The following is a 12,636-nucleotide window of genomic DNA, read 5'->3' as shown; positions in this document are numbered from 1 at the left end:
GTGAACTATGCAGAATCCCAGTCCCCCGCAGAACGGTCGGCCGTCATCGACCTCGCTGCGATCCGCCACAATGTCCGCCACCTGTCCCACGTTGTCAGCCCCGCACGGGTGATGGCGGTAGTGAAGGCGGACGGCTACGGGCACGGTGCAGTGCAGACCGCCCGGGCAGCGGTCGAGGCAGGCGCGGCATGGCTGGGGGTTGCGCACATCAGCGAAGCGCTGGAGCTGCGGGCCGCGGGTATTACCGAACCGGTCCTGGCCTGGCTGCATACCCGGGACACGGACTTCGGCGAAGCGATCCGGGCCAATGTGGATGTCGGGGTGTCCGGCTGGGACCTGGACGCCGTCGTCGCAGCCGCGCGGGAACTCCAGATACCCGCCCGCGTGCACCTGAAAATCGACACCGGGCTGGGCCGCAACGGCTGCCCGGAGGACCTTTGGGAGGCCTTCGTTGGACGCGCCCTGGCCTACCAGGAGGAGGGCCTGCTGCGCGTAGTGGGCATCTTTTCGCACTTTGCCGTGGCCGATGAGCCGCACCGCCCGGAAACCGACGAGCAGCTGCAGAAGTTCCGCATCGCCGTCGCCGTGGCCGAAGACGCCGGTGTGGACCGCGAAGTGCGGCACATCGCCAACACTCCCGGAGCCCTGTCCCGGCCCGACGCCCACTTCGACCTGGTCCGCATTGGCCTGGGCATGTACGGGCTGTCCCCGTTCGCGGGGCAGACACCGGCCGAGCTTGGCCTGCGCCCGGCAATGACGCTGAAAACCACCATTGCGGCCTGCAAGGAGGTCCCCGCCGGGCAGGGTGTGTCCTACGGGCTGCACTACCGGACGAAGGAACCCACCACCCTGGCGCTGGTGCCCCTGGGCTACGCCGACGGCGTGCCGCGGGTGGCCACCGGCGGTCCGGTACAAGTGGACGGGCAGGTTTACCCGGTGGTGGGCCGCATCGCCATGGACCAGATGGTCATTGACCTGCACCGGACGGGAATCGCCGGGACCCCCGATTCCCTTGTGGGCCACGAAGCGGTCCTCTTCGGCGGGGAAGGCGCGCCCGGCGTGGACGAATGGGCGTCGGCCGCCGGCAGCATCAACTACGAGATCATCACTAGGATCAGCGGCCGGGTGCCCCGCCGGTATGTGGACAGTGCTGCGGGCGAGCCGGCTCCGGCCGACGCCCCGCCCATCGCCTTGGAAGCGGCTGAGCAGATTGCGGGCGGTCCGGCTGCGCAGAAGGTACAGGCCCAGTGACGCAGGCAGCCGCCTGGGAAGCGGAGTACACCACCACTGGTGCCGGTGAAACGAAGGCACTCGCCGCACGCCTTGGCGCCCTGCTGCAGCGCGGTGACCTGCTGCTGCTGACAGGGGAACTCGGCGCCGGCAAAACCACGTTCACGCAGGGCCTGGGCGAAGGCATGGGCGTACGCCCGGGCATCATTTCGCCCACCTTCGTGCTGGTGCGCGAGCACCCCAACATGGTCGGCGGTCCGGACCTCGTCCACGTGGACGCCTACCGGCTGGGCTCCGAAGGGGAGGTCGACGACATCGACCTGGAGGCCTCCATGGACCGCTCGGTCACCGTGGTCGAGTGGGGTGCCGGACTGGTGGAGCACCTCTCCGACAGCCGGGTGGAAATCACCCTGGTCCGCGCCGTCGGCAGGGCCTCCTCCGGGCCGGACGGGCCGGGCACCGACTTCTCCGCAGAGGACACGGACGAAGAGCGGCTGATCCGGCTGGCCGGCTACGGTCCGCGGTGGGCCACGGCCCCGGACCTGGGCTGAAGGGAGCGTCCGGCACGCGCCGGTAGAATGGTACCCGTGCTGATTCTCTCCATCGATACCTCCGCCATAGCCAGTGCGGCTCTGCTCAACGGGGAAGGGGAGGTCCTGGGATCCTTTGCCACCGCCGACACCCGCTCCCACGCCGAAGTCCTGGCTCCCGGCATCGCCGCCCTGCTGGCTGAGGCCGGTGTCTCCGGAGCGGACCTCGACGCCGTGGTGGTGGGCGTCGGCCCGGGACCGTTCACCGGGCTGCGCGCCGGGATCGCAACGGCCCGCACCCTCGCCTTCGCCTGGGATAAACCGCTGCACGGGGTGATGAGCCTGGACGCGATCGCCGTGGACGCCGCCCTGGACGCGTGGCGCCTGGGCATCGACAAGTTCGCCGTCGCCACCGACGCGCGCCGCAAAGAGGTCTACTGGGCCAGCTACCGAAGCACCGGCGGAACACCCGAACTGCTCGAGGGGCCGCACGTCGGGGACCCGGCCGTAGTACCGGCGCTGCCCGTCTACGGTGCCGGTGCCGGGCTCTATCCCGAAATCCTGCATGCCGTGGAGGACTTTGCCGCCGCCCAGCCCACCGCCGAAGCGTTGGGCCGAACCGCCGTCGTCCGGCTGGCCCGGGGCCTGCCCCTGCTGGCGAGCACCCCGCTGTACCTGCGCGAATCCGATGCCAAGGTTCCCGGCCCGCGGAAGCGCGCCCTGTGAGCGCCCCCGGCGTACGGCTGCGGCCCATGACCGCCGAGGACATTCCCGCCGTGGACGCCCTGGAACGCCGGCTGTTCCCGGTCGACGCGTGGCCGCTGCAGATGTTCCACGACGAACTGGCGCAGACCGGGACGCGCTCCTACTACGTGGCCGAAGACGCGGACGGCACGGTGATCGGCTACGCCGGGCTGATGTGCGTGCTGCCGATCGCGGACGTCCAGACCATTGCCGTGGTACCCGAGAAGGAAGGCGCCGGCATTGGCTCCCGGTTGCTGGCCATGCTCGTGGACGAGGCCCAGCAGCGCGGCGCCGAAGACGTGCTGCTGGAAGTACGCGATGACAACCCCCGCGCCCAGCGCCTCTACCGCTGGTTCGGCTTCGAACAGATCCACATCCGCCCCCGCTACTACCGCGACGGCGCCAGCGCCCTGATCATGCGCCTGCCGCTGGCCGCGTGGTCCGGTGCACCAGATAAGAAGGACAGCAAATGAACCGCACCGAACCCCTGGTGCTTGGCATCGAATCCTCCTGCGACGAGACCGGCATCGGGATTGTCCGCGGCACGGCGCTGCTGACCAACACGGTGTCCTCCTCCATGGACGAACACGTCCGCTTCGGCGGGGTCATTCCGGAGATCGCGTCCCGGGCGCACCTGGACGCCGTGGTGCCGGCCCTGCAGGCCGCCCTGGCCGAAGCAGGCGTCAGCCTTGCCGAGCTCGACGCCATTGCGGTGACCTCCGGCCCCGGCCTGTCCGGTGCGTTGATGGTGGGCGTCAGCGCCGCCAAGGCCCTGGCCCTGGCCACCGGCAAACCGCTGTACGCCATCAACCACCTGGTGGCGCACGTGGGTGTGGGTGTGCTCGACGGCGGGGCGCTGCCGGAGAACCTCGGGGCGCTGCTGGTTTCCGGCGGGCACACCGAAATCCTGAAGGTGGCTTCCCTGACCGACAACGTGGAACTGCTCGGCTCCACCATCGACGACGCCGCGGGCGAGGCCTACGACAAGGTGGCCCGCATCCTCGGCCTGGGGTACCCCGGCGGACCGGCCATCGACCGGCTGGCCCGCGAGGGTGATCCGTTGGCCATCCGCTTCCCGCGCGGACTCACCCAGCCCAAGTACATGGGGACGCCGGATGCGCCCGGGCCGCACCGTTACGACTGGTCCTTCTCCGGGCTGAAGACGGCCGTGGCCCGCTGCGTGGAGCAGTACGAGGCCGCGGGGCAGGAACCGCCGGTGGCTGATATTGCAGCGTCCTTCCAGGAAGCCGTGGTGGACGTCATCACCGCCAAGGCAGTGCTGGCCTGCACCGAGCACGGCATCACGAACCTGCTGCTGGGAGGGGGAGTGGCCGCCAATTCGCGGCTCCGGGCACTGACCGGTGAACGGTGCGCCGCTGCCGGAATCACCCTGCGGGTACCGCCCATTTCGCTGTGCACCGACAACGGGGCCATGGTGGCGGCGCTGGGAGCCCAGGTGGTCATGGCCGGCGGCGAACCCTCCGGCATCGGCTTCGGCACGGACCCGTCCCTGCCGGTGACCACAGTCCACCTGCCGGCCGGCGCCTAGGCGCCGCGGAGCTGGGCGATCCCGTCGAGGACGACGGCGCGCAGGTCGCCGTCGTTCTCCGCAGCCACCCGCCGCTGCCGCTGGTAGCCGGCACCGCGCTCGATGATGGTCCGCACGTCGGCCAGTTCCGCGCTGCATCCCAGCTGCTCCGCAACCGGTTCCAGCCGGGGCAGCACGTCTTCGAGCAGGTGCTCGGTGACCAGCTTTTCGTTGCCCTCCGCGTCCAGGATCACGATGGCTTCCAGGCCGTAGCGGGCCGCCCGCCATTTGTTTTCCTGCACATGCCACGGGGGCATGGTGGCAATGGTGCCGCCGGCGTCGATGATCGAGGAGAATTCGTGGACCAGGCACTGGGTCAGGGCGGCTATGGCACCCACGTCCTGCAGGTTCGCCAGTCCGTCGCATACCCGCATTTCAATGGTGCCCAGGCCGGGGACGGGCCGGATATCCCAGCGGATTTCACTGATGGAGTCGATGACCCCGGTGGTGAACATGTCCGCGACGTAAGCCTCGTATTCGGTCCAGGAACCGAACTGGAACGGCAGTCCGGCGGTGGGCAGCTGCTGGAACATCAGGGCCCGCTGGGAGGCGTAGCCCGTGTCATCCCCGGACCAGAACGGCGAGGAAGCGGAAAGGGCCTGGAAATGCGGGAAGTAGTTGACCAGGCCGTCGAGGACGGGCAGCACCTTGTCCCGGCTGTCCAGGCCCACATGCACGTGCACGCCGTAGATCAGCATCTGCTGGCCCCACCACTGCGTGCGGTCAATGAGTTTGGCGTAGCGTTCCTTGTCCGTGACCGGCTGGGAGCGCGGCGTGCTGAACGGGTGCGAACCGGAGCAGAACAGTTCCACGCCCATCGGGTCGGTGACCCGGCGGACCGCCTCCAGTGAACGGGTGAGGTCGGCCTTGGCTTCGGCCACGGTGGTGCATACGCCGGTCACCAGCTCCACGGTGTTTTCCAGCAGTTCCTGCTTGATGTGCGGATGCTCTTCATCGGCCCGCAGTGCAGGATCATTGGCGTTGACACCGGACAGCACCTGGTCCGCTACTGAGACCAGGTCGCCCGTACGGCCGTCCACGAGGGCGAGTTCCCACTCGACTCCAAGGGTTGACTGCGCGGACTTGGCGAACTCGATTTCCAAACTGTCTCCTGCTTCATGCATTACCAACTAACAGCGCCCGGACCCGCATCTTTGCGCTTGAGAACCTTCCCAATCCTATCGCCGCGGACAGCACCGGCAGACCTGTTACGCCGAACCGGTCCTGCGCCGCGGGACCGGCGCGAGCTGCAGCCGTGCCGGCAGCCATAATGGACAGATGCCGATCCTGAACAAAGACATGACCCTGTGCATCTCCCTGGCCGCCAGGCCGAGCAACATCGGAACCCGTTTCCACAACTACCTGTATGACGAGCTGGGCCTGAACTACGTCTACAAGGCCTTCGCCCCTGCAGACTTGGCGCAGGCCATTGCCGGGGTGCGCGGGCTGCCGATCCGGGGCGCGGCGGTGTCCATGCCGTACAAGGAGGAGGTGATTGCACTGGTGGACCGGATGGACCCTTCTGCCAAGGCCATCGACTCCGTGAACACCATCGTCAACGACGACGGCGTGCTCACCGCTTACAACACGGACTACCTCGCCATCGCCCGGCTGCTGCGGGACCACAGCGTCCCGGCCTCGCACTCAGTGCTGCTGCGCGGGTCCGGCGGCATGGCCAAGGCTGTCGCCGCGGCCCTGCGGGATGCGGGCTTCTCCGACGTCACCGTGGCGGCCCGCAACGAGGCCGCCGGGCGGACGCTGGCGGACCTGTATGACTTCGCGTGGCAGCCGGACCCGGGAACCTCGACGGCGGACCTGCTCATCAACGTGACACCGCTGGGCATGGCGGGCCGGGACGAGGACGTGCAGTCCTTCACTGACGACGCCGTGGCTGCCGCGAAGGTGGTGTTCGACGTCGTCGCGCTGCCTGCCGAGACCCCGCTGATCACGGCCGTGCGGGCTGCCGGCAAACCGGTCATCACCGGCGCGGAGGTCATTGCCATCCAGGCCGAGGAGCAGTTTGTGCTCTACACGGGTGTGCGGCCCACGCCTGAGCAGGTCCGGGCGGCCAGCGAGTTCTCCCGCGCCTGAGGGAGCGTCCCCGCCGGCCGCCGGCGGCTCCCGGTATGCGGCTCAGGCGGCGGGGACCGGCTCCACCACCAGGGCCACACGGTCTTCCCCAATCCGGGTGAGGACCAGTGTGGCCTTGTTGTCCGCTTTGCCCGGTCCCCTTCCGGAACCGGCGAGCAGGGCCTTGCGTACTTCCTCGGGCGTCACGGACATGCCGCGCTTTTTGATATCCAGCACGCCGATGCGGTTTTCCTTCACCCAGGCCTTCAGCGCCTTGACGTTGTAGGGGCGCACCTCGAGGATGCGGTAGGCCCGGGCAAACGGCGTCTCGCGCAGCTCAGGTGCGCAGATGTAGGCAATGTGCTCATCCAGCAGATGCCCCTCCAATGTGCGGGCGACATCGGCCACCAGCCCGGCACGGATCACGGCGCCGTCGGGTTCGTAGAGGTAGCCCTCGGCCGGACCCACCTGCACGTCCTGGGCGCCGGCGTCGTAATCCACCGGTGAGGTCAGTTCAGCGGCACCGGCGGCGCCGATAACCAGCGCCGCCCGGCGGACGCCGTCGCGGCGGAGCGCGTTGAACCACAGCGTGGCTTCCGTGACGTCGCCGTCCACGGAGACCCACTGCGCTTCGCAGTTCGCCGGCAGCGCCTCGTGCGGAATGCCCGGGCCCATCTTCACGCCTACCGGCAGCCCGGAATCGGCCAGGGACTCCACAAAGGACAGGGGAGGGGAGAACGCCTCCGGATCAAAGATGCGGGTGGTTCCCGACGTCGAGGTGGTGCGGCGCGCGGGATCCAGCCACACGCCGTCGAATCCGGTCAGGTCGAACTCCTCCGCCCGTCCCTGCACCACGGTGGCCTCGGGCCAGGGCATCAGGTTGATGGTGGCCGCGGCGGCAGTGACCTCATCAAGCTCCACGGAGGTTACCTGCCGGTCCAGGGTGGCCAGGGCCAGGGAATCGGCGCCGATTCCGCAGCCGAGGTCGGCCACCTTGGCCAGGCCGGCCGCCTGGTAGCGCTGGGCATGCAGGGCCGCAACATTGAGCCTGGTGGCCTGCTCCAATCCCGGGGCGGTGAAGACCATGTGCTCCGCGAACGGGCCGAACTTTGCCCGGGCCTTCATCCGCAGCTTCGCCTGGGTCAGCACGGCGGCCACCAGCTCGGGGGAATGCCCGGCCTTGCGCAGCTCCGTGTTCAGCTTCAGGGACTCGGATTCGAGATACGGGGGCAGGGAGTTCAGCAGCTGCCATCCCTCGGGGGTCAGAACGTGTGCAAGGGAAGTATCAGGCATGCCCACCAGCCTAGTTCTTCTGCGTGCAGCCGCGTTAGCTGTAGGTTGGGCGGCATGACGAAGATCTCCGCCGAGCCGCTGGCCGCACTGCGGGAGCGGACCAGCTGGAAATGGCAGACGTATCCGCAGGACGTGCTGCCCCTGTTCGTGGCCGAAATGGATTATCCGCTGGCCGAACCCGTGCAGCAGGCCGTCATCGACCGGGTGCTGGCATCGGACACGGGTTACATCGCCGGGCCCGGTATGGTGGCGCAGGCCTTTGCCGGGTTCGCTGCCCGGACCTGGGGCTGGACGGTGGAGGCGGGGGATGTCCGGTGCACTACGGACGTGAGCGTGGCGATTGTGGAATGCCTGCGGCAGACGGTGCCGGTGGACGGCAGCGTGGTGATCACCCCGCCGGTGTATCCGCCGTTCTTCGAACTGCCAGTGGAAGCTGATGCCTCCGTGGTGGAAGTGCCGCTGCTGCCCAGCGCAGAAGGCTGGACGCTGGACCTGGCCAACATCGAGCGCGCCTTTGCCCGCGGTGCTGATGCCCTGCTGCTGTGCAATCCGCACAACCCGCTGGGACTGGTCCACTCCGCCGGCACCCTGCGTGCGCTCGCCGACCTGTCCGCGAAGTACGGCGTGGCCGTGATCAGCGACGAAATCCATGCTCCGCTGACGTATTCGCCAGACTCCTTCACCCCGTACCTCACGGTGTCCGACAACGCGCGGGAGTTCGGCATCTGCGTCACCGCCGCCAGCAAGGCCTGGAACATTGCCGGCACCAAGTGCGCCGTGATGGCGGCGGCAAGTGAACGGACCCGGCTGCAGCTGGACTCCATGCCGGCGGAAGTGTCCGCCCGCACCAGCATCCTGGGCCTGCATGCCACAACAGCGGCGTACAACGACGGCGGCCCTTGGCTGGCCGGGGTGATGGAATCACTGGCGGAAAACCGGATACTGCTGGGGGAGCTGCTGGCGGAGCATTTGCCCGGGGTCGGCTACCGTGCGCCGTCGGCTGGCTACCTTGCCTGGCTGGACTTCGGTGCGGCGGACTGGGGAGATGATCCGGCTGCGTTCGCCTTGGACCATGCGCGGGTGGCGTTGGAACCGGGACTGCGGTTCGGCCGGCAGGGTGCCGGATTCGCCCGCCTGAATTTCGCCTGTTCACCCGAGGTGCTTACCGAGGCCGTGTCACGGCTGGCCGCCTCAGCCGCCCTGCGGTAGCCGGGCCGGTATATGCAGCATTTCCATGGGTAGTTCTGTCCATGGTAAAAGGCGGTGGTCGCCGGTAATGTTCCGTTCCGGACAATGCACATTGTTTTGCGGCCTGTAAATGTGAATGAGAAAGCCATTTTCCGTGCCGGGACGAGTGTGGCCGCGGGTCTGGGTGCAGGTTATGCGGGTGCCGCAGTCGGTACGATGATCGGCGGCCCGGTGGGGACCGTAGTGGGCTTTGGCGTCGGCATGGCCATTTCATGGGCGGTGGACACCGAGTTGGATATCTTTGGTGGCCGTAGCTTGACACAGGCGGCAGGTGACGGAGTGCAAAATCTTTGGAATGCTGTTACCGAGAACGAAAAGGTAGAGAAAGCCGCCGCCAAGGCCAAAGAACTTGTCAGCGAAGCCAAGGAAGCTGTAGAAGGTGCCATTGGCAAGGCCGGCGCAGCTATGTTCAAGAGCGTATTCGGACGATGACCCGGACCTGGGGTATCTTCCAATTCTGCGCCGCATTCCAGCGTGACCCGCAGGTGCCTACAGACAGAGACAGGTGATCCCCTTGAAACAGGACCTTTTCCTTGCGATTTTTTCCCTGCCCTTCGGCGGGTTTCTGATGGTGGTTGGGCTCTTGGTCTATAACGGTCGTTTCCTGGCGTTCCGAGCGGTGCTGAACAGCTTTCGGAGTGGTGAACCTGCCCTGGCGTCCACCTACATTGGACTTTTTTTCATCCTCATTCCCCTCTCGCAGATGGCCTTAGCCGCCGATATCAATGAATTCGCCATAATGGTGTTTGCCTGTGTTACTCTGCTGAGCGGTTTTATAGGGGTGATTGGTGGTTTCTGGATGCCGAATTTCCTCAAGCCCCGGTTTATCCGGGAAGAAAATGCCGAGCGAAAGCGGGCGCGGCAGGCCGATCGGAAGCGGCGGAAGGAAATCCAAGCCGGATCCGTAAGCGCTGAGTGAACGCCTGATCCGCTTACCGGCGCGCCGGCTTTATTCGTCGACAACTATAGGGGCACCCATTGGATCTGTTTTCAGGTTTTTCTCCGGTCAGCTTTCGCGGGGTGAACGCTGCCCTTCCTCCGGGATGGGTGCAGGAGGAAGGCCCCGATGACACCTGGGTACTGGCGCACCCACCGGTACCGGAGGGCCATTTCCGCCCCAACCTTGTGATTCGCATCGGGCGGAACGATGGCCATCCGCTGGAATGGGTGGCGTCCACGGGGTTTGCCGCCACCATGGCTCAGTTCGCCGCACTCCACGTTCTGTCCGTGGACGAATGGCCCAAGGTTTTTGACCCGTCGCTGGGGCGGGCCGTCCCCGGACGAAGGCAGCGTTTCGTCTATCAGGGGGACGGCCAAACCGTATGCGTGGACCGGTGGATCTGGGTGCTCGGTGCAGGGGTAGTTGAAGCGACCGGCAGCTATGCCTTGGAGTACCACACCGGGCAAAAGACCCTCATCGAATACCTGGTTGACCAACTGACAATCACCGGCCACGGCAGTAACCGGATTCCGGACTGGGCGGAGCTGGACCGGGCGGAGCTGGACCGGGACAGGGATCCCCGTCCCGACGTTTTCGCCTCGCAGCAGCGGGAAACCTATCTCGAGGACCTCACCCGGGTCAGCGCTGAACAGCCTTACCAACCGGAGGGGTGGCTGTTGACCGCTGCTGCCGCCGACCTCCTGCAGAACCTTCAAGGACGGAAGAAACTGGGCCGGTTTGATCTTGCCGGCAACCGGTCTGCAGCGGCGGAACTGGTGGAGGCCGGGCTGCTGACCGCCGAGGGGCATGTCACGGAGAAGGGTGCCGCTTGCCTCTATCCGCTCACTGATCCCGTCGCCAGGCTGTCCCTTACAGCCCGGCGCGGTAACGAGGAAACAGCGGCGGACGTGTGGATCGGTGAAGGGCTGGCTTTGTTGGTCGCCGGTCCGTCGTTCTTCGGTCCGTCCTCCGAGCCGGCTTATGGGCCCGGGGAACGCGAAGTCCGTATACTTCCCCCCGCCCTTCTGCCGTTGGTTTTGGCATCATGGGCCGGCGTGGCTCCGGCATGGGCCATGCGGCATGATCCGCTTGTCGTGAGCGAAGGAGTGTTCCACGCGAGGGTAGCTTCCTCGTCTGTCCCTGCCCCCAGCGCCGGGGAAGCGGAGCACCGATTGTGGGCCGCCCAGTGGACGAGCTGGGACATTACCCATATCGAGGCCAATGCCGGCTTCCGCTGGCTTCATGCCGGCGAGGCAGGCCACTACTCGGTGATCCCGGCCGACGGCGGTATCCGGCTGGATGCGCAGCCGTCCTCCCTGGTCTGGGATGCCATCACCAGAACGGTTCATACTGCAGCAACGGGAGCACCGCTGGATCTCGGTGCGGATGTCCCTTCCGCATGGCTGCACGCCCGATCCCTCGAGGACATTGTCCACCGCCCGGGGAACGGGGCGCCCACCCGCTGAGCAGTGGCGGAAGGCTGGAGGCGTCCGGAGGGCTAAGCCGCCGGAGCCAGGATGCTCAGCTGCCGAGGTGCAAGTGCCTCCGTCTCCGGCCGCCCCGTCAGCACCGGCAGTTCGCCCGTTTCGGAGCTGCGGGTCAGGCCGGCCATGGCGCTCTCGGTGACAACGGCCCGGCGCAGGTCCAGGACTACGTTGAGGCCCGGAAGGGTGGCGTTGGCTCGGCGCGCCAGCACGTACAGCACCCTGCAGTTCTGGTCAGTGACCCGCCCGTGCACCACCAGCCGTGCCTGCTGGAGATCGAGGTCGAGCCGGATGGCCACACGGAGTTTGGGGTCCACGGCAGGTCCTTTCCTTGCGGGCGGCGGAAGCTTGGGGTCCCAACCTAGGAGAACGGTCTGGGACGGCGCAATACAAGGGGCGGTTAACTGGCCGCCGGGCCTGCGTATTTGCCGTTGGGCTTCATGGTGCACGGTGCGGGGCAGGTAGTCGATGGGTAGTTCTACCCATCGACGGTTTTTGCCTCCGCCAGTACGTTGGAACCACACGTCAATCAGGGGGCAGCAACAATGCCGGTATACGGCCGCACCACCGGGGAAATTAGTGCCCTGCACAGTACCGCCCTGCACAGTACTGCCCGGCACAGTACCGCCCGCACACAGCCGGCTGGGCCCTTTCCCGCACCCGCTCCCGCTCAGGGGACACTCCCGGAAGCGCTGGACAGTTTCATGCTTTCAGCATCGGCGCTGGAGTTACTGGCGGCCATGGTTTCGCGCGCGGCCGTGGAACGGCGTCGTCGGAGGCTGCAGCCGGCTGCGGTGGCCGAACTGCAGGACGCGGACCTGCTGACTGCAGATGCTTTCCTCACCGCCCGGGGACACCGCCTGGCCGGGCCCTGGCGACGGGCCGATAGAAGGCTGGCACTGTGCAGCCGCAATTATGGCAGCAGCACCAGGCTGGACATCTGGACCGGAGAACGCGAGGCACTGCTGCTTACGGGAACCGACGTGCTCACGGGACCGGATTTGCTCTCCGGGCCCCGCGCGTCCAGCGGAAACGAGCAGCTGTCCCTGCTGCCGTTGGGCAGCCTGACACCTGTACTGGCCCGCCGGGCCGCGTCACCGCACGCAGGGCCCGGAACCGCCGCTGCACCGGGAGAGCATCAGGTCCTGGTTCTTGACGCGCGGGAGTATGAGGACCGGCTGAACGGTGGCCGGTTGCCGTCCCCGGAGGGAGCCGGCGCAGAGATCCGGGACATGCTGGAAACGGACTGGACGGAATGGACCCTGGCCGACCAGTCCTCGGGGCAGGGATTCACCTGGATCAGCGCTGCCGGGGCCGGCATTTGGGCTGCACAGTCACTGCCCGGCGCCGGCACGGCGCTTGAGGCGATTGCATCTTCCACGCTCCAGGACATCCTCATGTGCCTCATTTATGCTCTCCCCGAGCAGCTCGGCTCTGCGCTGCCGGCGAGCCGCGGCCGTGGCGGGCGGAAGCAGCAGCAACGCGGGCAGGGCCGCTGATCGGGGCCGG

14 protein-coding genes are annotated in these 12,636 nt (G+C 67.2%); 11 read left to right on the top strand and 3 right to left on the bottom strand.

The genetic code is table 11. The features are described from left to right. From alr to tsaD, 5 genes are read left to right on the top strand one after another with little or no spacing between them, the layout of a single operon-like run. The gene (alr, locus tag LJ754_RS01770) at positions 1-1,251 is read left to right on the top strand and encodes an alanine racemase (RefSeq protein WP_227925081.1); all 1,251 of its coding nucleotides are present in this window, start codon (positions 1-3) and stop codon (positions 1,249-1,251) included. Then, complete coding sequence (tsaE, locus tag LJ754_RS01765) at positions 1,248-1,781, top strand: tRNA (adenosine(37)-N6)-threonylcarbamoyltransferase complex ATPase subunit type 1 TsaE (protein ID WP_227925080.1); 534 nt, start codon at positions 1,248-1,250, stop codon at positions 1,779-1,781. The genes alr and tsaE overlap by 4 nt, the downstream gene beginning before the upstream one ends. Positions 1,782-1,817: 36 nt before the next feature. Then, on the top strand, positions 1,818-2,486 hold the full coding sequence (gene tsaB / locus LJ754_RS01760) for a tRNA (adenosine(37)-N6)-threonylcarbamoyltransferase complex dimerization subunit type 1 TsaB (protein ID WP_227925079.1): 669 nt from the start codon (positions 1,818-1,820) through the stop codon (positions 2,484-2,486). Between the two features lie 26 nt (positions 2,487-2,512). Next, entirely contained in the window at positions 2,513-2,977 is a 465-nt protein-coding gene (rimI, locus tag LJ754_RS01755; RefSeq protein WP_227925418.1) for a ribosomal protein S18-alanine N-acetyltransferase, read from the top strand. Continuing rightward, the gene (tsaD, locus tag LJ754_RS01750; RefSeq protein WP_227912842.1) at positions 2,974-4,053 is read left to right on the top strand and encodes a tRNA (adenosine(37)-N6)-threonylcarbamoyltransferase complex transferase subunit TsaD; all 1,080 of its coding nucleotides are present in this window, start codon (positions 2,974-2,976) and stop codon (positions 4,051-4,053) included. The genes rimI and tsaD overlap by 4 nt, the downstream gene beginning before the upstream one ends. On the opposite strand, the gene LJ754_RS01745 is transcribed toward tsaD, so the two are convergent. Beyond that, a complete protein-coding gene (locus LJ754_RS01745; RefSeq protein WP_227912843.1) occupies positions 4,050-5,195 on the bottom strand; it encodes a glutamate--cysteine ligase in 1,146 nt (381 codons plus the stop codon). The genes tsaD and LJ754_RS01745 overlap by 4 nt on opposite strands. A gap of 175 nt (positions 5,196-5,370) precedes the next feature. Between LJ754_RS01745 and LJ754_RS01740 the strand changes: the two genes are divergently transcribed. Further along, the gene (locus LJ754_RS01740; RefSeq protein ID WP_227925078.1) at positions 5,371-6,183 is read left to right on the top strand and encodes a shikimate 5-dehydrogenase; all 813 of its coding nucleotides are present in this window, start codon (positions 5,371-5,373) and stop codon (positions 6,181-6,183) included. A gap of 42 nt (positions 6,184-6,225) precedes the next feature. Here the strand turns inward: LJ754_RS01740 and LJ754_RS01735 are convergent, their stop codons facing one another. After that, positions 6,226-7,455, bottom strand: coding sequence for a class I SAM-dependent methyltransferase (locus LJ754_RS01735; protein ID WP_227925077.1), 1,230 nt, complete (start codon positions 7,453-7,455; stop codon positions 6,226-6,228). A gap of 54 nt (positions 7,456-7,509) precedes the next feature. Between LJ754_RS01735 and LJ754_RS01730 the strand changes: the two genes are divergently transcribed. The 4 genes from LJ754_RS01730 (at position 7,510) to LJ754_RS01715 (ending at position 11,109) form a co-directional block, all read left to right on the top strand. Beyond that, a complete protein-coding gene (locus LJ754_RS01730) occupies positions 7,510-8,664 on the top strand; it encodes a MalY/PatB family protein (RefSeq protein ID WP_227925076.1) in 1,155 nt (384 codons plus the stop codon). Positions 8,665-8,775: 111 nt separating this feature from the next. Beyond that, positions 8,776-9,135 (top strand): hypothetical protein, encoded by a 360-nt coding sequence (locus LJ754_RS01725; RefSeq protein ID WP_227925075.1) that lies wholly within the window; start codon positions 8,776-8,778, stop codon positions 9,133-9,135. A gap of 82 nt (positions 9,136-9,217) precedes the next feature. Further along, complete coding sequence (locus LJ754_RS01720; protein ID WP_227925074.1) at positions 9,218-9,622, top strand: hypothetical protein; 405 nt, start codon at positions 9,218-9,220, stop codon at positions 9,620-9,622. A gap of 101 nt (positions 9,623-9,723) precedes the next feature. Next, on the top strand, positions 9,724-11,109 hold the full coding sequence (locus tag LJ754_RS01715; protein ID WP_227925073.1) for a hypothetical protein: 1,386 nt from the start codon (positions 9,724-9,726) through the stop codon (positions 11,107-11,109). 32 nt (positions 11,110-11,141) lie between these two features. Here the strand turns inward: LJ754_RS01715 and LJ754_RS01710 are convergent, their stop codons facing one another. Beyond that, complete coding sequence (locus tag LJ754_RS01710; RefSeq protein WP_227912854.1) at positions 11,142-11,444, bottom strand: hypothetical protein; 303 nt, start codon at positions 11,442-11,444, stop codon at positions 11,142-11,144. Positions 11,445-11,831: 387 nt separating this feature from the next. On the opposite strand from LJ754_RS01710, the gene LJ754_RS01705 reads away from it, so the two are divergent. Next, on the top strand, positions 11,832-12,626 hold the full coding sequence (locus LJ754_RS01705; protein ID WP_227925072.1) for a hypothetical protein: 795 nt from the start codon (positions 11,832-11,834) through the stop codon (positions 12,624-12,626). Positions 12,627-12,636: the final 10 nt, after the last annotated feature.

Source organism: Arthrobacter sp. zg-Y40, from assembly GCF_020731535.1.
Classification (GTDB): domain Bacteria; phylum Actinomycetota; class Actinomycetes; order Actinomycetales; family Micrococcaceae; genus Arthrobacter_B.
This window is presented reverse-complemented; position numbering and strand designations above follow the sequence as displayed.